The sequence below is a fragment of the Brevibacterium sp. UCMA 11754 genome (assembly GCF_021532275.1).
Lineage (GTDB): Bacteria > Actinomycetota > Actinomycetes > Actinomycetales > Brevibacteriaceae > Brevibacterium.
Map to the genome: position 1 here is coordinate 71,307 of NZ_JACBOT010000028.1, position 25,264 is coordinate 96,570.

Below are 25,264 nucleotides of genomic sequence, written 5' to 3' on the forward strand. Positions count from 1 at the left end.
CTAGGCTCCGAGGAAAGTGAGGACGGCGAGGATTCGTCGGTTGTCCGAGGTGTCGGCGGTGAGGCCGAACTTGGTGAAGACCGAACTGATGTGCTTCTCAACTGCTCCCGCACTGAGGTAGAGGGTGCGGGCGATCGCGGCATTGGATTTGCCTTCGGCCATGAGTTGGAGGACTTCGAGTTCGCGCGGGCTCAACGTGGACAGCCCGTCCTTCTTGCGCGTGCGCACGAGGATCTGCGAAACGACCTCAGGGTCTAAGACGGTGCCGCCGGCGGCGACCTCGTCGACGGCTGTGAGAAAGTCATCGACATCGGCGACTCGGTCCTTGAGCAGGTATCCGAAGCCGCCGGTGTTCTCAGCGATGAGTTCGGATGCGTACTGCTCCTCCACGTACTGGCTGAACACGAGCACCTTGACGTCGGGGTTCTGCTTGCGGATGAGGACTGCGGCGCGGATTCCTTCGTCGGTGAACGTCGGCGGCATGCGCACGTCGATGATGGCGAGGTCCGGCGGAGTGTTGTGGACTGTGGCGAGGAGCTCGTTGGCATCGGGGACGGCGGCGATCACTTCATGCCCGGCATCGACCAGAAGCCTCTCGAGTCCGGCTCGCAAGATGGCAGAGTCTTCGGCAATTACGATGCGCATGGCACCTCCACAACGACAGTAGTTGGCCCACCTGCGGGGCTGGTCAGGTTCAGTGTCCCACGAGCGGCTTCGACGCGATCGACCAAACCGGCGATACCTGTGTGGCGGCCCGAACGATCGATGCGCGCACCACCCTGACCGTTGTCGGTGACGACGATCTGCACGCCGGCCTCGATGGGGGCGATGAACACGCGGGCATGTGTTGCCCCCGAATGCTTGGTGATGTTCGTCAGGCATTCCGCGACGACGAAGTAGGCCACGGCTTCGGCCTCTCGATCGATGCGCCCAGCCAGTCGGACGTCGACCTCGACGGGAATCGTCGAGCGTCCGGCCAATGCGGAGACGGCCGCGTCGAGGCCGCGGTCTGTGAGCACAGCAGGGTGGATTCCACGTGCCAGTTGGCGGAGTTCGTTGACGATGCCCTTCGCCTCTGCGTGGGCTTCGGAGACGAGCTCTTTGGCGCGTTCTGGATCCTTGTCGATCTTCGACTTCGCCATGCCCAGCGTCATGCTCAGAGCGACGAGTCGTGGCTGAGCTCCGTCGTGGAGGTCGCGTTCGATGCGCAGTCGCTCCGCACCCGCGGCTTCGATCCCGGCCATGCGGGCCCGGTCGAGATCGGTGACCTCGGCCTGCAGGGCAGCGGTGCGTGCCGGCGGCAGGAGGCTGCGGTCGAGTGCCCTATCGAGGTACGGGGCAAACCATAGGATCGCCAGCGAACTGGCGAGGACGATGAGAGAGCCGATGGCGACGCCGGTGCGCCCCAGCCCACCGGTGGTTCCACGGAAGAAGAAGTCGGTGATGCCCTCAGGATTGATGGCGCTGAAGATGCCGATGATTGCCCCGCAGATGCCGGCGATGGTGCCGCCGACGATGATCGCGCCGAGCAGCATCTTCACGTAGTGGTGGGCGGTCGAACGCCAGAACGAGCCGGATTTCACGTGCAGCCAGCGGTTATGGAAGAAGCGACCGAAGCCCGATTCGCGGGTACTGCGTGCGATCTTCGGAACAGGGATGCGATCACCGTAGATGAGTTCAGCCCTGTAACGTTCGAACACGTTCGCGCCCTGTTGGACGACGACCCAGGCGACGAGTGCGAGCACGCCGAGGCCGAGGGCGAAGATTCCGCCGAAGCCGGTGAATAGCAGGCCAAGCGGGATCCAGGCCCAGACCACAGCCATCACGGCCGAGAGCACGAGGTTCGCGACGCCCACGATTCCGACTCGAGTGTGCGGCCATTCGATCGGCCCGTCGGCCGGTACCTCGGTCGCTTCGTCGCGTGTCAGTGGCATTGCCCCTGTCACGGGTGCATAGGTGACGTTCTCCGACTTCGGCATCTTCCGCCGAGGTGGCGGCATCGGCTGCATCGACATCTGACCGTTGGTCCCGGGCACGGGGGCAGGGAGCTGATTGGGGTGCTGGCCCAGCTGCGGGCTTTGCTGCTGGGTGGAGTAGGTGCGCGGCTGGTAGCCGGGCTGCTGCAGAGTGCCGGGCTGCTGCAGAGTGCCGGGCTGCTGGAGATTGCCAGGTCCGGAGGAGTGGGTGCGCTGGGGCGGGTACGCCTGAGTGGGGTGCTGTGAGGGTGTTTGCTGCGAGAACCCCTGCGTGGAGTTCGCATTCATCACACGGGTCTGGGGATAGGCCTGCGTGTACTGCTGCGTTGGGTGGTCAGTCGCTGGCGATTCCTGGCCGTGAGCCGATCCGTGCTGCTGAGTGGCACCGTGCTGTTGAGCCGATCCATACTGCTGAGCGGCACCGCGGCTGAAGGGAACCTCCATATCCATGGGCGCCGTCCGAAACTGTCCGGCCTCCGTCGCCAACGGTGTGTCTGCGGACTCGTCGGCTGCGCCGTTGCCCGAAGACTCAGAGCCGTTCGCGGCCTCGGGGGTCTCCGCAGCCGCGGGAGTCTCTGCGTTTGGGGGCGCGTTGACGATCGACTCGGCGCTGATTGACCTGTCCGATTCTGACGCTTCTTCTGGTGTCTGGGACTCCACGGAATCGGCGCTCTGCGGCTCCGATTCGTGTGGGTTCGTGGGGGTGTTCTCACTCATAGCAATAACGCTACGGGAGTCGGCAAGCTGCCGACAGCACGTTGACCGCCTACCCTGCGTCGGGTTTTCCCCACGCCCCGTGACCACGCACACACGCGACACGGACCGCTAGCTGCGATTCATACCGCCCCACCACGCACTGCCAGCGGTGAATCCTACCCACAGCTCCACGCGCCGCCGCTGACACTGCGAGTGGCGCTGCGTGCATCAATTCTGTGAGCTTCAACGATAAATTGCGGTGTTCTGTGACCGTTCGATGGCGGCATTTGGGAACAATAGGTCTTCCCTCTATTCGACGAGCGAGCGTGCCCGTCGGTAGAAAATTGCCCTGGACATTCCGAGGTCCCGCGCCACCTGCGCAGCCGGTTCACCACTTTCGACGAGACGGATGGCGTTGCGGATCTGGCTATCGGTGATAGGGCGAGGTCGGCCGCCCAGATCAAGGCCGGCGTCGCGACGCTTCTTGATGGAGTCGGTGACTCGTTCTCGGGTTATCTCGTGTTCCATTTACGCCAAAGCGGCAATGATCGTAAACAGCATCGACCCCATCGGCGTCGCAGTGTCCACGTCTCCGCCGCCGAGGTTGAGCACTCGCAAACCGGCACCACGTGCTCGGAGCTCTTCGGCGAAGGCCAGCATATTCTGCGTCGAGCGGCCTAAGCGGTCGAGTGTGGTGATGACGAGAGTGTCACCGTCAATGAGTGCTTCGAGGGCCCGATCGAACTCGGGTCGTGAAGCGCGTGCGCCCGAGACGCCGTGATCGATGTAGATGTCATCGCAGCGGACGCCGGCGGCGAGGAGGTCCGTTTGCTGTCGGTCGGTAGATTGATCGCGGGTTGATACACGCGCGTATCCAATGAGTTTCGCCATGCGTGCGCCTATGTGTCTCATAACTAACGATCAGTCCACCGATTCTCCCGCCAGGTAACAAGACATAGTTATAAGAATTTGACGAGTGATCGCCGGCACCAAGAATCCGCCGAAGTTGACGGATTGCGGAAGAAGGAAACATCAGGGCAGTGAGACGTCTCGTATCCCTAGGGTTATGCGACTCCTGGTCGCGTCTATTGCCGGGCTGGAAACCAGATGGTCAATATCGTCGGTGGCAAAGTCAGATGCAGGCCCCACCATGCATATGTTGGATGACGTCTCTAGATCGGCCAGGAGGATTCGCGATAATTGACGCACTACTAGCGAGAGCCGGATCGTCCCGTCGTTCAGGTGCGTCCTCGACAAAAGGTTCGGCGCCGTCATCGGCAGTATGGCTACTGTGCCCTGACAGCGCGGCTCTACCACCAAATCAACTGTGCAGGACCCCTTTGAGCGGGTTCGGGGTATGGGGAATTAGTGTTGAGCGTTAGGCCTTGTTGCCAGCCAAGACTAGTGCCCCGCCGAGACCGATCATCATCCCTCCACCGGTGGCTCGTATCGCCGACAGGCGTTTCGGTGACCTCGAAAACCATTTCCGAGCCGTCCCCGCGGCGATCGCCCACACGGCATCGCACAAGAAGGCAACCCAAATAAACACGAAGCCCAATATCATCATATGCAACGCGACTCGTCCCGCGCCGTAGTCCACGAATTGCGGCAGTGCAGCGACAAAAAAGAGACGATTGTCTTCAGATTTGTCTGACCGACGAGAAATCCTTGTCGAAATGTGGCCCAACCGGAGGCTCGCCCCTCATCGCTCTGGCCCTTCGCGTCCAGCCCTTGTCGCCTGTGGCGAATCGACTGGACTCCGAGGTAAATCAAGTACGACGCACCGACTATCTTGATGACGGTGAAAACGATGATCGATTCTGCGACGATCGCGCCCACCCCTAAAGACACGGCGACCACGAGCGGGATACCACCGGCCTCGTTACCCAGAACGCTAAGGAACCCTCCACCTCGACCGAGTGAAAGCGACCGGCCGATAACGAATATGACGCTAGGACCGGGGATGGCAACCAACAGGACGGAGGCAAGAATGACCGCGAGTAAGACTTCCCCTGACAACATGCCCGTAAAATATATGGATGCTCATCACATACATGTGAACGGGTCCGCCTTCCTCCGGGCGGAGAAACTTGTTACCGCCCGGAGGAAGGCGGATTACGAAATCGGTAGTTGTCGGTGGAGTCCCATCGCGGTGAGTCTGGTGACATTTGCCGTGGAAAGGTCGTAGAACAAGCCCACCAAATGGAGCGATCCAGATTCGACCCGTTGGCGCAACCTGGGGTGAGCTGCCAACGTCTCCAGCTGCATCGCGACATTCACTAACGCCAGCTGGTCCACCTCTCCGTAACCAGCTTCTGCCGCATCCCGGCGCAACGGGTGATCGGCTGTGAGGGCAGCACGGGAGTGATGCATTCCATCCACCCACCGGCGCACGGGGTAGTCGTCAATATCGTGTTGGATCGTCGGATCGGTCGTCAGCAGCGCCTGCATCGCACCGCAGTTGGAATGCCCACATACGGTGATCGTGTCGACTGCGAGATTGTCGACGGCAAACTCCAAGGCCGCCTCGAAGGATAGGTCGGCACCAGTCCGGTCTACCGTGTTGCCGACGTTGCGCACGGTGAGCAGGTCACCGGGCCCGCTCGAGGTGATCACATTGGGCACGATGCGTGAGTCCACACACGTGAGGAACAAAGTGGTTGGATCCTGCCTACCAGCAATCGCCTCCGTGTCGTCACGGACCATGGCGGCGTGCCGCTGCTGGTAGTTTTCCACACCCTGCAGCACCGGGAGAGTCTCTGGCGCGCCGGTAGGTTCGTCGACGTTTGTTCGAGCCTGCCAATGCTTCCAGGGAGCCAGCCCACTACTGACAGAAGATCGGAAGACTCCACGTCGCGGTGTCCCGTCGGCAGCATCATCTAGCGGAAACGTCCCGTGGTCCTTCACAGTCACGCTTCCTCCTGTGGCTTCGTGCTGGGCTCGCCAAGACGCCACGGACTCGTAGACCGACAGATCGATGAAATCGGCTTCCAGACGCACGGTCACCTTGGCACCGGCCGGAACCGAATACAAGGTGTGGTTGAGTCGGGGCAAGGTGAGGAAGCTGCACGAACCCTCGATGTTGACCGTCCATACTTGCTGCCCTACGTCATCACTGGAATGCTCTGCGTGGATAGAGCTTCGCACAACGCGGACGAGGACCAACAGGACCGCCAATGCGAGACCGACCAGGACGCCCTCGAGTAGATTCGAGAACACCACAAGTGTCACGGTCACGGCATAGATCAGAAAGTCGCCTGTACGCAGTGCCGCCTTGATGTGGGCGAATTTCACCAACTGCACACCGATGACGACGAGGAGCCCGGCGAGCACGGCCTGCGGGATCATCATGATGACGGGTGCAAGGAAGACAGAGAAGACCAGGACCCATACTCCGTGCAGGATGGACGATGAACGGGTGCGGGCGCCGGCTTCCACGTTCGTGGCGCTGCGAACGATCACACCGGTCACGGGCAGGCCACCCAACAGGCCGGAGGTGACATTGGCAGCGCCCTGACCGAAGAGTTCGCGGTTGAAGTGGGTTCGTGGGCCGAACTGCATCTTGTCGACTGCTACAGCGGACAGCAGAGATTCGACGCTGGCGATCAGGGCCATGGTCAAGACCCCGATACCCACTGCGCCCCAAGCGCCGTCGGGCAGTACAGGTGCGCCGACTGCTTCGAGCAGGGAACCGTCCAGGGCGATGCGGTCCACGGAGCCACCCCAGGCTAGGGAAAGCACGGTGGCGAGGATGACGGCGACGAGCTGGCCGGGGAACTTTTGCACCTTTCGGGGGAGTTTCTTCCATAACAGCAGAAGTGCGATCACAGTCGAACCTAGCACCACCGCCAGTGGGTTCATGGATGTGAAACTGGCGGGAAGATTGCTGATGTTCTCTATGGCATTGCTGCCCGGTTCGGAGCCGAGTACGACGTGGAGTTGCTGCAGTACGATTGTGATGCCGATTCCGGCGAGCATGGCGTGTACGACGACGGGGGAGATGGCCAGGGCTAATCGGCCCACCCGGCTGAGACCCAGCAGGATTTGGAGACAGCCCGCGGCAACGGTGATGGCACATGTCGCCTGCCAGCCGAACTGCTCGATGAGCCCGGCGACGATCACGGTCAGCCCTGCGGCTGGCCCGCTGACCTGCAGCGGCGAACCGCCTAGGCTGCCGGCAACGATCCCGCCTACGGCGGCCGCTATGAGTCCTGCCATGACGGGGGCTCCGGAGGCGACGGCGATGCCGAGGGAAAGCGGCAAGGCGACGAGGAAGACGACTAGTGAGGCGGGGATGTCTCGACGCAGGTTCGCGCGAGAGGGTAGTGAGGGCAATTTTCGCGATCGCGTAGTGGTTGCGGTGTGTTCATGCATGACAGTCCTTCGGTCGGTGTTCCTCAGGGCTCTTGAGTGGACAGTGGCCGCGATGGCCCGCAAAACGGATCAAGCTCCAGGTCAGGCATTCTCCCGATGGGCTGTAATCAATCGGCAGGACAACGGATAGAACAAGCGTACTTTCTATGTGACGAGTGTTGATTGTGGAATGAATCACTCCACGTGCGGTTGGGTCCAGAAGTCGACAGCGGGAGACTTTCTTGATTCCCTGATGCCTCTTGCGACAATGTTCCGAACATTTCTAGCGGCCTGAGGCTTTGCGACTGACCACTTGAGCCGGGCTCGAACGAGCCGAGGCGTCACCGAATGAAGTTCGAGCTTATGAGCCGAAAGTGACAGCTGGCTATTCGGTGAACTGGCAGCAGAAGTGCTCGCCCTGATGATTGGCCAGGTCACTGCTTGGCAATTCGCATCCGCTGCGCTCAGGGGCCCTGCGCCAGATAGGCCGTGGCCCGCATCCCACATTCAATAGCACTGGGCCTTGCGATCACTTCCGTCGGAGCCCTCGTCGGTGCCGTGAAGTACGACGCAGCGCTGCCTTCTTATAGACCCGCAAGAAGGTCGAAAGTGTCTCACAACTAAAGTGCGTCAAAACTCATGGGATACGCGATACAAACAGTGATGCTATTTGAGCCTGTGTGCCGAATACGAACGTTAGCGGCACAATCGAACTCCCTGCCTTGAGCCGCTCAAGGGATCAGTTACAAGGTCGGCCGAGACCCCCATTATTGAAACGATTCCCGGCCACGGGTTGTCGGAACCAAACCGCCACATAGCACTGCCAAAACACCGCCACTTACCGCTGAACCTCACACATCAATTCATACCGTTGCAACAGGGTGTTGAAGGGTTGACGGTAAGGGATCCGCAATTGGAACCTCCGCACCCAGCGCCTCCGCGTCGGAGCTCACACCGTCCGGAGTCTGCGCCGCCGCGGCGATCGCCGATTCGAGGTCGGCGAGGATGTCGGCGATGTCTTCGATGCCCAGGGACAGGCGGATGAACGTCGGCGAGACGCTGAGTTCGCAGTCGGCGACCGCCAGATGAGTCATGGTCGCAGGATGATCGATGAGGGACTCGACTCCGCCGAGCGATTCGGCCAGGGTGATGAGCTTCGTGCTCTTCACCAGCGACAGAGCTCTTGCCTCGGTGTCGGTGCGGAATGAGACCACTCCACCGAAGCCGCTCATCTGCTTCTTCGCGACCTCATGACCCGGGTGGGATGACAGACCTGGATAATACACCTCAGCGACCTCGGGGCGGCTTTCCAACCATTCGGCCACGGCCTGCGCGTTCTCACAGTGCTTGGCCATCCGCACCGGCAGGGTTTTGATGCCTCGGCGGGTCAGCCACGCATCGAAGGGGGCGATGCCCAACCCCACGGATGCGAGGTAGGACTCGAGACGTTCGACAACCTCGGCGGCACGGGGACAGGTCGAACCGTCTCCGGCGAGAACGGCACCGCCGATGACGTCGGAGTGGCCGTTGATGAACTTCGTCGTCGAGTGGATGACGACGTCAGCGCCGAGCTCGATGGGGCGCTGCAGAATCGGGGTGGCGAATGTGGAGTCCACGGCGAGGATGGCGTTCGCGGCGTGGGCGAGCTTGGCCGTCTCCTCGATGTCGACGATGTCGAGACCGGGGTTGCTCGGGGTCTCGACCCAGACGATCGCGGTCTTAGCCGAGATCGCGGCGGCCAGCGCCTCGGTGTCGGTGAGATCGACGGTGCGGATGCTGATTCCCCAGCGCTCATATTCGTTGACGAGCAGCCGGTAGGTGCCGCCGTAGATGTCGCGCGGGATGATGATCTCATCGCCGGGACCCAGCAGGGCAGAGAAGACTGCGACCTCGGCAGAAGTCCCCGAGTTCACCGCCGCCGCGAAGGAGGCGTTCTCCAGTTCGCACAGCACCTGCTCGAGGTCGCTGCGATTCGGGGTGCCGGTGCGCGCGTAGTCGAAGCCTGCGCGGGTCTGACCCGGGGTGTCCATCATGAAGGTCGAGGTCTGGAAGATAGGGGCGACGACCGAACCGGTGTGCGATTCAGGGTCGGCGCCCGAATGCACCGAGCGGGTTGAGATTCCGTTCTGGGTGATGCTCACGGCGGGTCCTTCCTTCACTGATGACGCTTCGACTTCGCTGCCGAAGTTCCACCAGTCTCAACCGCTCGTGGGCTCGTTGTCTTCGAGCATGACCTGGGATGTCACCGACCGTCATGTTCGGGTCTTTCGGTGTCACTTTTCGTCATGCGGGGCCAGAGGGCGTGTCACACAGGGCGAGTGAACGTTGCACTTTCTCCTCATCCGGGACAGCACCCGGGTGCGGTCACCCGGCCAGCAGCGACCTCTCCGAGCCCTCTGCCTCGGCCCTGACTTCGGCCCCGAACCCGACCTCGCTGCCCGGCAATGATTCGAGGATCGCCGAGGCGATTCTTTCGTTGTCCTTGAACACCGGAGCATCCGTGCAGGGGCGACTGAATCCTTCCGCGGTCGATCCCGACACGGCTGGACCCAACAGGAACAGATCCGGCTGCGAGCGCCCGGCCTTGTCGAGGGCATGGCCGTGGGAATCGGTGCGCAGCTTGGCGTATTCGGCTGCCTCCCCAGCTCCAGGTTCGAGCAGGATCGCACCGCGCTCGCCGAGGGACTCCAAGGCAGGATCGACTGCGCGGGCGGCGCTCTGCTTGGCCAGTCGCGCTTCGACGAAATAGGTGAACGTCGTGGCATCGGGGTGCGCACTCGAGGTCGCACGAAACCCTGCCTCGCTCGCCTCCACTCTCAGTCCCGGCCCGAGGAATCTGATCAGGCCGGTTTCGTGCAAGGCGATGATCTGCCGAATCCGCAGCGGAGGTGGGCCGCTGCCGATGAAGGAGAACAGTGAGTGGAAGCTGCCCTCCACATAACATGCCCGATCCTTCGCACTGACTCGCTCGGCCCGCACGAGCAGTCGAATGGCGACGTATGACTTCACCAGAGCCTCGAAGACCGCGAGATCCGCGGAATGGTGGAGATCGGCACTACGCGCCAGGTGCGCTTCGATGTGTTTAAGGACCTCCGCCTCTCCCTCGCCGAGGCTGTCCGAGGTGGCGTCGTCGAGTGGCCTGTCGATCGCGTCGAGGTCGAAGTGGTCGGCAGGATCATCAAGCACCGATGCCGCCGATGCGGTGATGCTCACCCGCCCTCTCCTGAGCAGGTCGTCACCCGAGGCGGCGTCAGGCCGCGCGGCAGTGGCAAGGTCCGTGTTCGCGGCAGCGTCAAGGACCTGTTGTGCCACATCATCGATCTCGCCAAGCAGCGCACCATCCGAGATGCCGCGCTTCCACAGGACGTGTTCGTAGTGGGCATAGGTGAGCTCGAGTTCGGCCAGTGGGCCGATGACGGTTCGGAAGTCGATCGTCCCACCGGATGGAGGCCCGTTGGTCCGAGCCCCAACGCCCGCAGCTTCGTCGGCCGCAGCGCCGTCGGCGGTCAGCGCCTGCTCGAGACGATCAGTATTGAGGTAGCGCAGCTCGACTACGGGCGCACCCGGGATGTCGGCTCGGCTGTAGCCGAGTTTCGGGCTGTAGGACACACCTCGAGACGAACCCACCCACAGCACGGGTTCATTACCCGACGACAGGTAACGCAGCCGTCCGCCGCATTCGATGAACTCTCCGCCGCGGCCGAGGGTGACCATCACCATGAGGTCGATGAAGGCCAGCCCGAACCCGCGCGCCAGCACATCGGCCCCCGCCGGGATGCCGCCGAAGTCGATGTCTGCGGTGTAACCCGGTCGCTGATAGTAGAGACCCTTGCCGCTCGTGCCCGTCCCCTCGGTCACTCGTTCGAACTCGAGATCGGCATCGACTGGCGACATATCGAGATGCCCCTGGGCCGAGACCACGGTGTCCGTCAGGATCGAGACCCCTTCGGACGTGACGACCCGAAACCCTGTGCCTCGGATCCGCGAGCTCTCGGGTAGACGATCGACCACCTCGGCGCGGGCGCGGTGGATGTGGACCGTGGCCGCGAGGCTCTCCATCGCGACGTCGAAGGCCCACTCGAGATAGTGGCCCTGGATGCGGCGCGAGGCGAAGGACTGCGAATCGAGGCTGTCCGCCTCTTCACCCAGCCCAGCTGCCACGAGGCACTCCCGGCCCTGGTCATGAATCCATTCGTGCAGGCTCGGGCCAGCGACCGGAGTGCGTTCGAGGGTGCAGCTCGAGTCGGGGAAGATCGTGATGTCCTCGGTGCGCGAGTTCATCCACAGGTGGGGCGACTGGGCGGTCCTCCAGATCCTTCCGGCACCGGGCGGATAGGGGTCGATGAGGTGGATGGTCCGCCCGGCGCCAGCGTCCGAGGTGGCCGCGAGCGCCAGGAGAATCCCTGTGGTCTTCGGTCCAGCACCGATGAACACGAGGTCCGCGCGCAGATCGGGTGGGAGTTCACGCATGGGTGTAGAGGCTGTGAGCCGCGGGCAGTCCCAACCGAGTGCGCAGATCGGCGCCGGAGGCCGTCGGCGCACGCAGACCAGCGGCAGTGAGGGCCGGAACGATCTCACTGACCAAGCGGATGCTGAACTCGAGCTGTTCCTCCCGCGGTGCCGAGAACACGATTCCTGATGCCCCACGGGACTGAAGCTCGAGGGCGAAATCGGTCGTCCGAGCCACCTCGACGGGGGACGTGGGTGCGGCGAGACGAGCGAGAATCGGGGTCTTTGGACCGAGGAGTCCCTTCAGCTCGTCCAAGCTCGGACCTGCACCGGTGAACTCCGCGACGCCGGCGTCACCAGCATCGACATCGGCGAAGACGATGTCCGCGGACTCCACGGCCGCCGCATTGTCGGCATCCGCCCTCACCACGATAGGCGGGTGCCCCTGCGGCGGTCGTGGAGTGATCGAGGGGCCGAGCACGGAGTAGTCCGTGCCAGCCGAGTCGCTCAACTGGGCGTCGACGATGTGGAGCCGATCCCTGTCGATGTAGCGGTCCGTGCTCTGGTCGCGGATGATCGCGTCGTCATCCCACGAGTCCCACAGGCGGCGAACGAGGTCGATGATCTGGGCTGCTTCCGCCCAGGCCGGCGCGGAGTCTGCCGCCGGACGTCGGCCGAACAGTGCAGCATCGGCGTCGCTGGTGGAGACTCCGATGGAGAGTCCGGATCGGCTGCGGGCCGTGTAGTCCAGAGTCGCCGAGGCGGTCGCCACGTGGAAGGGTTCCGTGTGGGTGACTCTGACCCCGGGAATCAGTCCGAGTTCGGAGGTGATAGGGCCGAGCCAGGAGGCGAATTCGAGGGCGTCGATCCCGTCGAAGGCATCCGGGACGAGTGCGAAGTCGATATGCCCGTCGACGGTCTTCGCAGCCGCCAGCCCGGTGCGGGGATCGGCCGTGATCGTGGTACCGATGATGAAGCTCATGAGGCGCTCCTCTCGATTGAAGTGAACTCGGGTTCGAACTCGGTCGTCGCATGTGAGCAGGCTCGCTCCTTGGCCTTGAGCTCCGAGTCGAATTGGTCAATGGCGTCGACGATGTCGCGTTCGACGGATTCGTCGATGGCCGCCGGAGTCGACTCGGTGGCGGGAAGGATGTGCTTGGAGATGACGAAGCGTCCGCGGCCGATGGAGCTGGCTCCCAAGGTCGCGACCAGTGGTTTGAGGCTGAAGTCCAGCGCCAGAACGTGCGCCGGTGAACCGCCGGTGAGTATCGGGAGCACTGGCTTGCCCTGGAAGGCGTCCATCGGCAGCAGGTCGATGAAGACCTTGAGCAGCCCGGCGTAGCTGGCCTTGTACACGGGTGAGCCGATGACCACGGCGTCGGAGGATTCGATCGCGGCCCGCGCCGAGGCGATGAGATCGTCGGCAGCATCGGCCCTCAGCAGCGCCTCGGCAGGAAGATGACGCAGCTTGATGAACTCGGTGCTGTGGCCGTACTGGCGCAGGCGGCGGGCGATGAACTCGAGAAGTGCCTCTGTCTTCGAGTTCTCGGTGGGGCTGGACGATATGAGGCTGACGCGGGACATTTCAGCTCACCTCTCTGTATGCGGGGCTGGTGTCGGTCGAGTTCGCGTTCGGGGTGGCACGCGCTCGGACACGATTACTCGTCCATTCGCCGGCCGGTCTGGCCGGCGGCAAACCGAGGTTCTCGCGCAGGTTCTGGCCGGGGTACTCGGTGCGGTAGACCCCGAGCTCCTGAAGTTCGGGGACGACCTTGGCTACGACGTCGTCGAGCCCACCTGGGGTCAGGTGCGGGACGAGGATGTAGCCGTCGGCGGACCTGGTCTGGACTGCTTCGGAGAGATCACGGGCGACCTGTCTGGGAGTGCCGACGAAGGAATGTCGGGTCGAGACCTTGATGACGAGCTCGCGGGCGGTGAGGTTCTCGGCCTCTGCCAGCGCCCTCCATTCCGCGATCGTGGCTTCGGTGTCCTTGATGTGCTTGACACGTCCCTTGGAGATGGACTCACCGGCAGGCGGCACGTCAGGCAAGGGACCGTCCGGGTCGAATGCGGAGAGGTCTCGGTCCCAGACGCGCTCGAGGAAGGCGATCGCTCCGGCCTCGCTGACCTGCTGTGATGCGACTTCCCTTGAGCGTTCGGCTGCTTCTTCCTGTGTGTCGCCGAGGATGACGGAGATGCCGGGGAAGATCTTGAGGTCGTCCTCTCCTCTGCCGTAGTCAGCCAGTCGAGTCTTCACATCTGCGTAGAACTTCCGTCCCGATTCCGGATCGGAGTGGCGGGTGAAGATGACATCGGCGGAACCGGCGGCGAAGTCACGTCCGGAGTCGGAGTCCCCCGCCTGGAGGATGACCGGATGGCCGCTGGGCAGCGAGGGCAGGGAGAAGCGGCCCGAGATGTCGAAGAAGTCGCTGATATGGGAGAAATCGTCCCCGGTCGTCCCGGCGGCGTGGCCCGGTCCTCGCCCGGCGGCGTCCCAGAGTTCGCGGGCGACGTCGATGAAGTCTTCGGCGCGTAGGTAGCGCTCGGCGTAGTCGAGGTATCCGCCGCGGCGGAAGTTGGCTCCGGTGAAGGCGTTCGAAGTCGTCACCACGTTCCAGGCCGCACGACCGGAGGACAGCACATCGATCGAGGCGAGCTTCCGGGCGATGTCGAAGGGCTCGTTGAACGTCGAGCTCAGAGTCCCGGCCAGGCCGATGTGGTTCGTCACGGCCGCGAGTGCCGAGAGGACGGCGGTCGTGTTGGGTCGCCCGACGACGTCGAGGTCGAAGATCTGCCCTTGGTGTTCGCGCAGTCGCAGACCCTCAGCGAGGAAGAAGAAGTCGAAGAGTCCGGCCTCGGCAGTCCGGGCCAGGTGGGCGAAGGAGTCGAATTCGATGTGACTGCCCGAGGCAGGGTCGGACCACACTGTGGTGTTGTTGACCCCCGGGAAGTGGGCGGCCAGATGTACTTGGCGCAATGGCAGTTCAGGCATGGTCTACTCCAGTCGAGGTGGCGGGACGTGTGGCAGGGCGTGTGACGGCTGTCGAGTCGAAGCGGGGAACCGCGTCGAGCAGTGTCCGGGTGTAGGGGTGACCGCTCTCGCGCAGAACCATGGCAGTGTCGCCCGATTCGACGACGAGGCCGTCCTTCATCACGAGCACCTGATCTGCGATCTGCTCGATGACGGCCAGGTCGTGGGAGATGAAGAGGTAGGCGAGGCCGAGCCGTTGCTGCAGGTCTACAAGCAGCTGCAGGATCTGTGACTGCACCTGCACGTCAAGGGCGGAGACCGGCTCGTCGAGGATGAGCACCTCTGGTTCGACAGCGATCGCGCGGGCGATCGCCAGTCTCTGGCGCTGACCTCCCGAGAGCTCACGCGGAGTCCGCCCCAGCAGACTCTCATCCAACGCCACGAAACCGAGGAGGTCCCGCACCCGAACCGGGCGGTCCCTCCTGGTCCCGATCCTGTGCCCTCGCAGCGGTTCGGTGAGGATCTTCTCGACCGTATAGTTCGGGTCCAAGGCCGCGCTCGAGTCCTGGTGGACGTACCGGATCCGGCGCCCGAGTCCCTTTGCCCCGTAAGTGCTCAGCTCCCTGTCGTGCAGTTCGATGGTGCCTGCGTCGGGTCGTTCGGCTCCGAGCAGGATCCGAGCGGTCGTCGTCTTCCCGGATCCAGATTCGCCGACGATGCCGACGGTTCGTCCGGCAGTGAGTTCGACGCCGAGGCGCTTGACCGCCGGGTGCGGACCGCCGAAGTCACGGGCGATGTCGGTGGCCCGAAGAACCACCTCGGCGTCGGTGGCAGTGACCTCAGTCGGTGATTGATCAGCCGAGGCGCCAACCGTCGAGGCGCCATCCGTCGGGGACCGACCCGGGGCGCTGTCGGCGCTTGGTCGGAGGCGTCCTCCGCCCAGGTTGGGTGCTGCGGTCAGCAGAGCCCGTGTGTATTCCCGGCTCGGTGAGGCGATGATCGACCGCGTGCGGCCCGCTTCGACGATGCGCCCGCTGCGCATGACGATCAGATCCTCGGCGCGTTCCTTCGCGACCCCCAGATCGTGGGTGATGAGGAGGAGTGCGGTGGAGGAGCCGGCGACGAGTTCGGAGAGCACGTCGAGGACCTGCTTCTGCACCGTCGCGTCCAAGGCCGAGGTCGGTTCGTCGGCGATGATGAGCGCCGGATCCGCGGCGATGGCGTTCGCGATGAGAACCCGCTGACGTTGGCCCCCGGAGAGTTCGTGGGGGTAGCGGCGACCGTGCTCGGCCGTGTCGAGACCGACCGCGTCAAGCACCTCGGCGACCCTCGAACCGATCCGGGGTCGGGCATAGCCGTTGACCGTGAGTGTCTCGGCCAGGCCTGAAGCGATCGTGCGCACGGGATTGAGTCCGGCTCCCGCGTCCTGCGGCACATAGGCGATGCCCGTGCCGAGGATGCGCTGCCAGGTGCGCGGCTTCGCCCCGACCAGATCCTCGCCGAGGTGGGAATGTGTGGCTGCGTGCACTGCGGTTCCGGCGGGCAGGAGTCCGGTCAGTGCGGCCGCCGTGGTCGACTTCCCCGACCCGGATTCGCCGACGATCGCCACGGTTCCGCCGGGTGCGATGGAGAGGCTGACATCAGAGATCGCCGAGGTGGCCGCCCGCGGGTAGGTCACGCTCAGACCCGAGACCTCGAGGACAGACGTGGGGGTTGACGTGTGCGCAGGCGTGGGGGTTGACGTGTGCGCAGGCGTGGCGATGGGTGAGTTGGGCTGGTCGAAACCGGTCTTGTCGGCACCGGGCTTGTCGAGGAGTTCGGTGCCGGCGCCCGAGGCTGGCCAGGCGAGGAAATCAGTGAGTGTCATCGGAATTCCTTCTCAGAGTTGAAGACGTGGGAGATGCGGTTGGCGGCGAGCACGACGGCTGCGACGACGAGTCCGGGGAATGTCGTCATCCACCAGGCTGCGGCAAGGAAGTCACGGCCCTCGGAGACGAGGAGGCCCCACTCGGGCTGTGGCGGAGGTGCGCCGAAGCCCAGGAAGCTCAGGGCGGAGACGGCGAGGACCGCTGATCCGAATTCCAGTGCCACGAGTGCCCCGATCGGGCCTCTGACCTGCGGCAGAATGTGGCGTGCGAGAACGCTCAGGGCGCTCAGCCCGTCGGCGCGTGCGGCACGGACGAATTCGGCTGATCGCCACCTGATGACCTCCGCGCGGGTGAGGCGTGCGAACGAGGGAATCGCGGCGACACCGACGGCGAGGGCCACATTGATGGTGCCGAAGCCGAGAGCTGTGATCACGGCCATGGAGAGCAGCAGACCGGGAATGGCCTGGAGGACATCGACGATGCGCATGAAGATCGCGTCGAGGACACCGGTGAAGAAGCCGGCGATGAGGCCGATGACCACACCGCTGATGACCCCGATGGCCACGGCGGCGAGGCTCGCCGACAAAGTCTGTGCGGAGCCGTGGACGGTGCGTGAGAAGACGTCTCTGCCCAGGTGGTCGGTGCCGAAGATGTGATCGAGGCTCGGAGGCAGCAGCCGGTTCACCGGATCGCCCGTCAGAGGATCGACTCCGGTGAGCAGACTCGGCCAGAAGGCTGCGAGCACGGCAAGGGCGAGGACGGCAAACGCGAGGATTTCAATGACGCCGAGGCGACTGCCGCTCAATCGCAGCGGCCCACGGGCCCTGCCTCCGCCTTGCTGATCGTTGCCACGCTTCTGGTCAGGCGTTGCCGGCCCGGAATCTTCGGTGCGAACGTCCTCACCGAGGTTCTCGGCTTGTCCGTTCTTCTGGAGTTCCATTGCCAGGCTCATGCGCGGGCTCCTTCGTGGTCGGTGGGGGCGGCGTCTGCCGGCACGTTCCTCGTTGCGGCCTTGAGCCGGGGGTCGAGGACGGGGTAGATAAGGTCGGTGGCGAGGTTGACGAGGACGAACACGGCGGCGGCGAGGAGCACGATGCCCTGCACGAGCGGGATGTCCTGCCCGGTCACGGCGGTCTGTGCCAGACGACCCAGGCCCTGTCGGGAGAACACGTTCTCGACGACGACGGCTCCGGCCAGCACCTGTCCGAAGAGGACTCCGCTCATGGTCAGTGCCGGCAGCACTGCGACGGGCAGGGCCTGTCGCAGCAGCAGTCGCAGACGTGAGTAGCCCGAGGCCGCGTAGGTCGTGACGTACGGCTGGATCCACGCATTCTGCAGGGCCCGGAACAGAACCTGCGCGATGATCGCCGACAGCGGGATCGCCAGGGTCACGGCCGGCAGGATGACTGCGGTCGGCGTGCCCGTCCCGATGGCAGGGAAGATCGGAAAGCGGAAGGAGAACACCTGCAACAGCATCAGCCCGACCCAGAAGGTGGGAAGTGCCACGCCCAGACCGGGCAGTGCCGCGAGTGTGTCCCGCAGCCAGGGCCTGCGCGTGAGCGTCGCGCCGATGGCGATGGCGGTGCCCGCCACCAGGGCGATGACCAATGCCACCGCTGCGAGACCGATGGTCGAGGGGAGCGAGGAGGCGATCGCCTCGGTGACGGGAGTTCCGGTCTGGATCGACGTACCGAAGTCCAGGCGGAGGACGGCGACGAGGGCCAGGAGGTATTGGATGGGCAGAGGTTGGTCGAGGTTGAACTCGGCTCGCAGCCGTTCCACCTCGGCGGGGTCGAAGCTCTGCAGCTCTCCCCCGGCCCCGAGCATCGTGATGACGGGGTCCCCAGGGAGCCAGTAGAGGAGGAAGAAGCTGAGCGTGAACGCGATCCAGAGGACGATGACTCCCTGGGCCAGGCGCGAAGCGAGGTAGCGAAGGCTCATTGTGCCTCACCATCCAGCCAAGCGTCGTAGAGCTGGAAGCGCGAGGAGGCTTCGTAATTGAAGTCGTGGACATCCTTGCCTGTGCCGATGACCCCCGAGAGTTCGACGATCGGGATCGAATAGCCTTCGTCGATGAGGACCTTCACCGCTTCGGTGAAGTCCGCCTTGCGTTCGTCCTCGTCGAGGGTCGAGGTGGTGCGGGCGAGGATCTCGTCCAGTTCACCGGTCTTCCTGGCATTGCCATTCTGTTCGCTCGCGCCGAAGTAGTTGCGCAGCACATCGCCGTCGGCTCGGGTGAGGTTGCCGAAGGTGAGCTCTTCTTTGCCTTCGGCCTGCTGCGCGGTCACCTCGGCGGTGGACTTCTTCTCGAGCTTGAGGTCGAAGCCGATCTCACGCAGCTGCTGTTGGACGAGTTCGAGGAACGAGGCATCCTGCCAATAGGTCAGGGTCACACTCAGCGGCTTGCCGTCCTTTTCACGGATGCCGTTCTCCCCCGGCTTCCAGCCAGCGTCCTCGAGAAGTTTCTCCGCTCCTTCAGGATCGTAGGCGAGGAGGTCGGAAACGTCTTCGTATTCGGGGGTCGATTTCGCCAGCACCGAGGTGGCCGGTGCCTGATGCTCGGAGATCACCGATTTCAGCTGCTCCCGGTCGATGCCCTTGATCAGTGCCTGACGCACGGACTTGTCGGCGGCGATCGTGCCGGTGAGCTTGGGCACGAGGTTGTAGACGACGCCCGGATTCGGCCGGGAGACGATTCCCAGGCCCTGTGCTTCGAGGGTCTTCTCGTCCTGGGATTGGACGGAGAAGTCGACGTCGACCTGGCCGGAGAGCAGCGAACCGTTGCGCACGGAGGCCTCGGGCACGATCGAGAATTCGATTCCGTCCAGGTGGGCCGGCCCCTCATGCTTCGCGATCGAGGACGGCCAGTTGTAGTCATCGAACCGTGAGAGCTTGATCGCCTTGTTATGGACGAAGGAATCCAACTTGAAGGCTCCTGTGCCGACGATGTCGCCGGTGCAGCGTTCCTCGGCACTCTTCGCGAGCGTGTCCGAGGAGTAGAAGCCCAGTGACATCGTCGAGGTGGCCTGGAGGAACTGAGCATTGGACTTGTCGAATTTGAAGGTGACCGTCGACTCGTCGGGGGTCTTGATTGACTTGAGCCCGTCGAGGTAGGTCTGTCCGAGCGAGGCCTTCGCACCGAGGTCCTGAATCGCCTCGAAGTTCTCCTTCACCGAGGCGGATGTGAAGTCGGTGCCGTCCTGGAAGGTGACCCCATCGCGCAGACGGAAGGTGAAGGTCTTCGCATCCTTGGAGACGTCCCAGCTCTCGGCCAGCCACGGCTTGATCTCCTGAGTCTCGGGATCTTGATCGGTCAGCGAGTCGGTGATCTGCCGCGTGACATTGAGGGTGACGTTCGTGCCCTGCTGCTGACCGTCGAGGCACGTCGGATCGACGTCGTAGGCGATCTTGAGCGTTCCACCCGACTGCGGTTTCGCATCAGCATCCGCATCGGCCTGAGCGTTTCCGGAGCAGCCGGCAAGCAGAAGAGATGCCGCGGCAAGCAGGGAGAGGAGCACCTGACCGCGGCCTCGGCGAAGCGAAGCGGCGGATCGTATTGGTGGAGCCGGTTGTTCGGATGCGGGTGAGTGGCTGCTGATGGTCGGCATGGTCGTCCTGGGTGTGAGAAGTGAATGTTTGAGAAGCGAGTACGAGAAATGAGGCTGTGAAGGGTGCGACTGGTTCTCACCAATTGCCCCGAAGTTGACGAACGCACGGCACTGCCATGGCAGAGGTCGAAGAGGGACTGCCGCGAAGACTCTCCCGCTAGATCGATTGCTCAACACATTGAAGAAAAGGATTGAACATCAATGCGATAGCACTCCACCCGGCGCGCACCCTGAGACCCGGATGCAGGCAATGGACAGGCGCAATGGAAACGGCGAACCGACCAAGGGTCTAGGAGTAGGTCTAGCGGGTCAGTCACCTGCAAGAGAGCGGCGCATGCTCATAGGCATCGAACAATCAAGAGCCTCGAACCGCGTGGCCAGCGCCCAGGCCTGAGTGTTCTTGTATGCGATCATCGCGCCCTCTGTTGAGATAGTTCAGTCATATCGTGCTGACGAAATTCACAATATCAAGATTCCGATTGCTCAACAATACATGGATGAGATTTCCGTCTTGCGGCGTCACATTTCGTCCACGGGGAACCATTGACCTTCACGATTAAGCCATGTAATACTTAGCTTCATGGCTAAGTATTCGGAGGAGCTCGATGCGATGTTCACCGCACTTGCCGATCCCACAAGGCGCACCGTGATTCATCGCCTCGGCCACGGACCGGCGAGCATCGGAGAGTTGGCAGAGCCCCTGTCGATCTCGCTCCCGTCGTTCATGAAGCATGTGCGCACCTTGGAATCGTGTGGGCTGATTCGGACACGGAAGTCAGGACGAGTGCGCACCTGCGTGCTCAACAGCGATCGCCTGACACTGCTCAATGATTGGCTCGCCGAGCAGAGACTCATCTGGGAGGCCAGCACAGATCGTCTCGAGCAGTTCGTGACCGGCGACAGCGACACCACTCACAGTAGGGAAGAATCATGACCGCACATCTCGCTCGCACCCGGCATTTCGACTCCGCTCTCGACCTCACGATCCAGAGAGTGATTCGGGCACCCAAGGAAACCATCTGGTCCGCATGGACTGATCCTGAGAAGCTGGCGAAGTGGTGGATTCCAGAACCGCTCACCCTCCGCGTCGACGCGCTGGAGCTGCGTCCCGGAGGGGCCTTCTCCACCATGATGAGCGAGGACGGCGAATCATTTGTGCCGCACGTCGACGCAGTCTTCCTCGTCATCGAGGACAGCAGTCGCCTCGTGTTCACCAACGCCGTCAACAGTTCCTGGCACCCGGCCTTTCCCGACCCTGTCTCCATGACCACCGAGATCATCCTGAGTGACCATGCCGATGGCACCGACTATCAGGCCGTCGTCCGCCATGGCAGCCCCGAGCAGCGCGCCCGTCACGAGGAGCTCGGCTTCTTCGACGGCTGGAGCACCGTCACCGAGCAGCTGGCGAAGTCCGTGGAGTGAGGCGAGCGCTACGGCGCTTGCAGCAGCACGTGCTGCTGCACGTACGGCAGTCGGCCTCAGACGAGGCTGGCCGTCGCCTTGACACGATCCGTCACGGTCGGCACTTCACTCTCCGCTGGAATCTGCGCCTTCATGGTGGCGGCCAGCACCAGCGAAGTCAGGAGCGCCGCGATAGAGACAAGCGTCCAGATCAGCGCAGCGATTCCCACGAGAAGCGCAGTCGCGATGCCACCCATTGCCAGGGTGACTGCGATGAGGGCCCGAGGAACAGGAGTCAATAAACGCTGACCCACTCGAGCCTCGGAAGTCGAGAAACTCTCCCGCACAACCCTCGCCGCTGCGCTCCCGAATCTGGCCAACCTCGCCTCGCTGGGATACGGGATCTTCGACATGGCCACTGCCAAAAGCGCAGCCAGTCCCATCACCGTCATCAGCCATGGCAGCCTGGTCAGCCACCACCAGCTCGATTCGATCTCAGGGAGCACGATCCCGGCCGCTGACAGTCCATCCCCTGCCGGCACCCCAGACAGCAGCTGAGCTGCGTAGCCCAGAGCTCCGATGAGAGTGATGACGATCGGCATGTGCCACAGATAGACCTGGATGCCGTAGGCGTTTCCCCAAGTGATAACGCGCTGCCAGATGCCAGCTCGGTACTCGCGCGCACGCTCCGTCCCCCGGCGGCCGCCAGCCACAATTTCGTTGAGTCGCGCATGGCTCAGCCGCAGGACGCTCATCTGCGCAATGCCCAGCAGTACCAATGCCCCGGTCGGTGGGTTGAGGTTGATGAGCATATTCGGGCTGTAGACCCCGAGTCCGACGAGCCCTCCGAGGACCACCAAGGCGGAGACCATCACTGTCCAGGCCAACCGGACGCGCACAGGTCGATGAATGGCGTCGGCGTAGAAGAAGCCGAACTGCTGGATCAAGGGCCAGACGAACAGGAAGTTGAGATATCCCAGGCCGGTCACTCCCGTGAGTGCGACCAAGCCATCCACCGCCACCACAGCGCCGGCGAGCACTGCGATCGTCCGCCTCGGCGCCCTTTCGTGAAAGTGCACCGCCAGGGGAACCAAGGAGGTCAGCCCGACGTAGACGGCGAGGAACCACAGAGGCTGCCCGATCCGAGTGCTCGCCTCGGCGAGCAGGTCTGCGGGAACACCCAGTTCCGAGGCGATCGACAGTCCTGCGCCGGCGAGGCCGATGAGGGTGGCGACCGGAATGACGAGGCGGCGCAGACGGGCACGAATATAGTCGGCCCAGGTGCCTCCGGTGGCTTGGGTGCGTCGCCAGCCGCTGATGGCGGCATATCCGCCGATGAAGAAGAACAGCGGCATGATCTGGAAGAACCACGAGGCGGCTGTGAAGCCAGCGGTATGCAGCAGCGCCACCGTGGGCACAACGTCACCGTCTGCGCCGAGCACGGCTGCGCTCATCATCGAATGCAGGATCACCACGACGACGAGGCAGCCGAAGCGGATCAGATCGATCGCCCGGTCCCGATGCGGTCGATCAGTGGTGCCGCTGGGTGGGACGGGAAGGTGGTTCACCCCGGCCTCGGGCGGCCTGCTGAGGGTCAGTGACATGTCGGCTCCTTGTCGGATTGAGCTCCGCTGATTGCACGGAGTGCGGAGCTCGTCGTTCGATATATCCGAAGCTATGGGCGCGATCGCCGCCCACACATCACCTCTGAGTTCCGATCTGAGTCCGTCCAAGCACTACTTTCGGGTGAGTCGGGACGCCTCGGCTCCGTACCCTCATCGACCCCGCCCTCCGAGAGCCTTGGCCCAACGTGAGTGCAAGAATGGCAACGAGAGCATCACCCGATCAGGGACGCGACTCGTCCCGAACGTCCTACTGAGGAGCGCGCAACGATGACGACGATCGCCTTCGAGACCACCGACCTGCCCATCATCGGAGCCCCGATGGCAGGCGGAACGACGACGCCCGAGCTCGCAGCCGCGGTCGCCCGTGCCGGCGGATTCCCCTTCGTGGCCGGCGGCTATCTCAGCGCCGAGGCATTGGCCCCTCTGGTCGAGCGCATGCGGGAGACGAGCAATAACTTCGGCGTCAATCTCTTCGCCCCGAACCCTGTGCCCATCGATCGCGGTGCCTTCGACGCCTTCGTCTCGGCACTCGAGCCCGTTGCGGCCGATCGCGGCGTCGGCATCGATCCCGAGCCCGTCGAGGACGACGATCACTACAGCGACAAGGTCGACTACCTCGTCGACAACCCCGTGCCCCTGGTGTCGATGACATTCAACATCCCCACCGCCGAGGTGGTCGATCGTCTCCATTCCGTCGGCACTCAAGTGGTGGCCACCGTGACGACCGCCGCTGAGGCGCGCACGGCTGCCGATCGCGGCATCGACGCTCTCATCGTCCAGGGTCCTCGCGCCGGCGGGCACTCGGGCACCGCCGATCCGACACGGTCCATCGAGGATCGGGCCACCGTCGATCTCGTGAAAGATGTCCTCGCCGAGGTGGATCTGCCACTGGCTGCCGGAGGTGGAGTCGACAGCCAGGAGTCCGTCAACGAGCTGCTGCAGGCTGGGGCGAGCGCCGTGGTCGTGGGCACTCTTCTGCTGCTGAGCGATGAGGCAGGCACTGCGCCGACTCATCGGGCGGCCCTGCAGTCCGCAGACTTCGACGAGACACAGCTGACCAGAGCATTCACCGGTCGGCCCGCTCGCGCACTGGTCAACGACTTCGTGCGGAAGTTCGATCCGATCGCAGTCGATGCCTACCCGGCGGTCCACCACCTGACGAAGTCATTCCGCGCCCAGGCGAAGAAGAATGATGACCCGCAGGGCCTGCACCTGTGGGCCGGCACCGGCTATCGCCGCGCCCAGACGGGCTCAGCGGAGACGATCGTCAAGGAGCTCGGCGCCCCCTTCACCCGGAGCTGAGCACTCCTCGACTATTCGCGAGGCCGGGCTACCCAGTGGCTCGTTACCCGGAGACTTGGTGCCCGGAGCACCTTAGATGGACGTTTTGGTCGGATCTAGCAGTGATCCTTCTGCCCAAAACGTCCAACTAAGAGCACTTCGCGCGTGCCTGCGGCTCTCGGGCGCTGGGAACTCGGGCACTCCTTAGGGCCTCAGCTGCCGGCGACGACCAGCCCGGATTCGTAGGCGGCGACGACGATCTGGGTGCGATCACGCAGTCCCAGCTTCGACAGGATCCGGGACACGTGGGTCTTCACCGTCTGCTCGGCCAGGAACAGGTGCGCAGCCACCTCGGCGTTGGCATGGCCCTTGGCCACCAGCGTCATGACGTCGATCTCACGGTCGGTCAGCTGCCCGAGGACGGCAGTGTCCTTGGCGACTTTGGGCCCGCTCACGTACTCGGAGATGAGGCGGCGGGTCACTGACGGCGCCAAGAGCGACTGACCGTCGGCGACCACTCGCACGGCTGTGATCATGTCTTCGGCTGTGGCGTCCTTGAGCAGAAACCCGCTCGCTCCCGCGCGCAGTGCCGAGAACACATACTCATCGGCATCGAAGGTGGTGAGCATGATGATCTTCGGGTGGTCCCCAGGCATCGAGAACACCGCTCGGGTGGCATCCAACCCGTTGAGCTTCGGCATCCTGATGTCCATGAGGATGACGTCTGGCGAGGTTCTGCGCACGAGGTCGACGACCTGCGAACCGTCCTCAGCACTGCCGACGACACTCATGTCCGGCTGTGCATCGAGAAGGGCTCCGAACCCCTGGCGAACCATGGCCTGGTCATCAACGATGGCGACCCGCGTCGTCTCGGACGAGGGCGGCGGCACTCCGTCGCGCGCAATCGATCCCGGCGCGGGACTCGGCGTTGGGCGCGGTGTCGGACTCGGACCTGACGCTCCTGCTTCTGGCATGCTCTTACGCTACCCGACCCACGCTGTCAGGGCCCCTCGAAAACCCGTGAAATCAAGCGAAC

17 protein-coding genes and 2 pseudogenes are annotated in these 25,264 nt (G+C 63.6%); 3 read left to right on the top strand and 16 right to left on the bottom strand.

The features are described 5' to 3' along the window. The 14 genes and pseudogenes from HX613_RS15375 to HX613_RS15440 form a co-directional block, all read right to left on the bottom strand. On the bottom strand, positions 1-645 hold the full coding sequence (locus HX613_RS15375) for a response regulator transcription factor (RefSeq protein WP_235346121.1): 645 nt from the start codon (positions 643-645) through the stop codon (positions 1-3). Next, the gene (locus HX613_RS15380) at positions 633-2,693 is read right to left on the bottom strand and encodes a sensor histidine kinase (protein ID WP_235346122.1); all 2,061 of its coding nucleotides are present in this window, start codon (positions 2,691-2,693) and stop codon (positions 633-635) included. The genes HX613_RS15375 and HX613_RS15380 overlap by 13 nt, the downstream gene beginning before the upstream one ends. Before the next feature lie 288 nt (positions 2,694-2,981). Then, a pseudogene (locus HX613_RS15385) lies at positions 2,982-3,563 on the bottom strand (recombinase family protein). Positions 3,564-4,050: 487 nt separating this feature from the next. Beyond that, positions 4,051-4,694, bottom strand: a pseudogene (locus HX613_RS15390) (LysE family translocator). 93 nt (positions 4,695-4,787) lie between these two features. Further along, the gene (locus tag HX613_RS15395) at positions 4,788-7,046 is read right to left on the bottom strand and encodes a solute carrier family 23 protein (RefSeq protein WP_235346123.1); all 2,259 of its coding nucleotides are present in this window, start codon (positions 7,044-7,046) and stop codon (positions 4,788-4,790) included. Between the two features lie 842 nt (positions 7,047-7,888). After that, positions 7,889-9,166 carry a trans-sulfuration enzyme family protein gene (locus tag HX613_RS15400; RefSeq protein ID WP_235346124.1) on the bottom strand — a complete coding sequence of 426 codons (1,278 nt, stop codon included), beginning with the start codon at positions 9,164-9,166 and terminating at the stop codon, positions 7,889-7,891. 223 nt (positions 9,167-9,389) lie between these two features. Then, complete coding sequence (locus HX613_RS15405; RefSeq protein ID WP_235346125.1) at positions 9,390-11,495, bottom strand: FAD/NAD(P)-binding protein; 2,106 nt, start codon at positions 11,493-11,495, stop codon at positions 9,390-9,392. Then, positions 11,488-12,456 carry an LLM class flavin-dependent oxidoreductase gene (locus tag HX613_RS15410; RefSeq protein WP_235346126.1) on the bottom strand — a complete coding sequence of 323 codons (969 nt, stop codon included), beginning with the start codon at positions 12,454-12,456 and terminating at the stop codon, positions 11,488-11,490. Before HX613_RS15410 ends, HX613_RS15405 begins: the two co-directional genes overlap by 8 nt. After that, positions 12,453-13,058 (bottom strand): NADPH-dependent FMN reductase, encoded by a 606-nt coding sequence (gene ssuE, locus HX613_RS15415; RefSeq protein WP_235346127.1) that lies wholly within the window; start codon positions 13,056-13,058, stop codon positions 12,453-12,455. The genes HX613_RS15410 and ssuE overlap by 4 nt, the downstream gene beginning before the upstream one ends. A 1-nt stretch (position 13,059) precedes the next feature. Beyond that, positions 13,060-14,466 carry an NtaA/DmoA family FMN-dependent monooxygenase gene (locus tag HX613_RS15420; RefSeq protein ID WP_235346128.1) on the bottom strand — a complete coding sequence of 469 codons (1,407 nt, stop codon included), beginning with the start codon at positions 14,464-14,466 and terminating at the stop codon, positions 13,060-13,062. Then, entirely contained in the window at positions 14,459-16,312 is a 1,854-nt protein-coding gene (locus tag HX613_RS15425) for a dipeptide ABC transporter ATP-binding protein (protein WP_235346129.1), read from the bottom strand. The genes HX613_RS15420 and HX613_RS15425 overlap by 8 nt, the downstream gene beginning before the upstream one ends. After that, a complete protein-coding gene (locus HX613_RS15430) occupies positions 16,309-17,265 on the bottom strand; it encodes an ABC transporter permease (protein WP_235346130.1) in 957 nt (318 codons plus the stop codon). Before HX613_RS15430 ends, HX613_RS15425 begins: the two co-directional genes overlap by 4 nt. Beyond that, on the bottom strand, positions 17,262-18,254 hold the full coding sequence (locus HX613_RS15435) for an ABC transporter permease (protein ID WP_235346131.1): 993 nt from the start codon (positions 18,252-18,254) through the stop codon (positions 17,262-17,264). The genes HX613_RS15430 and HX613_RS15435 overlap by 4 nt, the downstream gene beginning before the upstream one ends. Continuing rightward, entirely contained in the window at positions 18,251-19,921 is a 1,671-nt protein-coding gene (locus HX613_RS15440) for an ABC transporter substrate-binding protein (protein ID WP_235346132.1), read from the bottom strand. The genes HX613_RS15435 and HX613_RS15440 overlap by 4 nt, the downstream gene beginning before the upstream one ends. A 580-nt stretch (positions 19,922-20,501) precedes the next feature. Between HX613_RS15440 and HX613_RS15445 the strand changes: the two genes are divergently transcribed. Beyond that, a complete protein-coding gene (locus HX613_RS15445) occupies positions 20,502-20,855 on the top strand; it encodes an ArsR/SmtB family transcription factor (RefSeq protein ID WP_235346133.1) in 354 nt (117 codons plus the stop codon). Next, on the top strand, positions 20,852-21,343 hold the full coding sequence (locus tag HX613_RS15450) for an SRPBCC domain-containing protein (protein WP_235346134.1): 492 nt from the start codon (positions 20,852-20,854) through the stop codon (positions 21,341-21,343). Before HX613_RS15445 ends, HX613_RS15450 begins: the two co-directional genes overlap by 4 nt. Positions 21,344-21,399: 56 nt before the next feature. Here HX613_RS15450 and HX613_RS15455 read toward each other — a convergent pair whose 3' ends face one another. After that, entirely contained in the window at positions 21,400-22,926 is a 1,527-nt protein-coding gene (locus HX613_RS15455) for an acyltransferase family protein (RefSeq protein ID WP_235346135.1), read from the bottom strand. Positions 22,927-23,214: 288 nt separating this feature from the next. On the opposite strand from HX613_RS15455, the gene HX613_RS15460 reads away from it, so the two are divergent. Next, positions 23,215-24,249, top strand: coding sequence for a nitronate monooxygenase (locus tag HX613_RS15460; protein ID WP_235346136.1), 1,035 nt, complete (start codon positions 23,215-23,217; stop codon positions 24,247-24,249). Between the two features lie 191 nt (positions 24,250-24,440). On the opposite strand, the gene HX613_RS15465 is transcribed toward HX613_RS15460, so the two are convergent. Further along, positions 24,441-25,202 carry a response regulator gene (locus HX613_RS15465; RefSeq protein ID WP_268826957.1) on the bottom strand — a complete coding sequence of 254 codons (762 nt, stop codon included), beginning with the start codon at positions 25,200-25,202 and terminating at the stop codon, positions 24,441-24,443. Positions 25,203-25,264 lie beyond the last annotated feature (62 nt).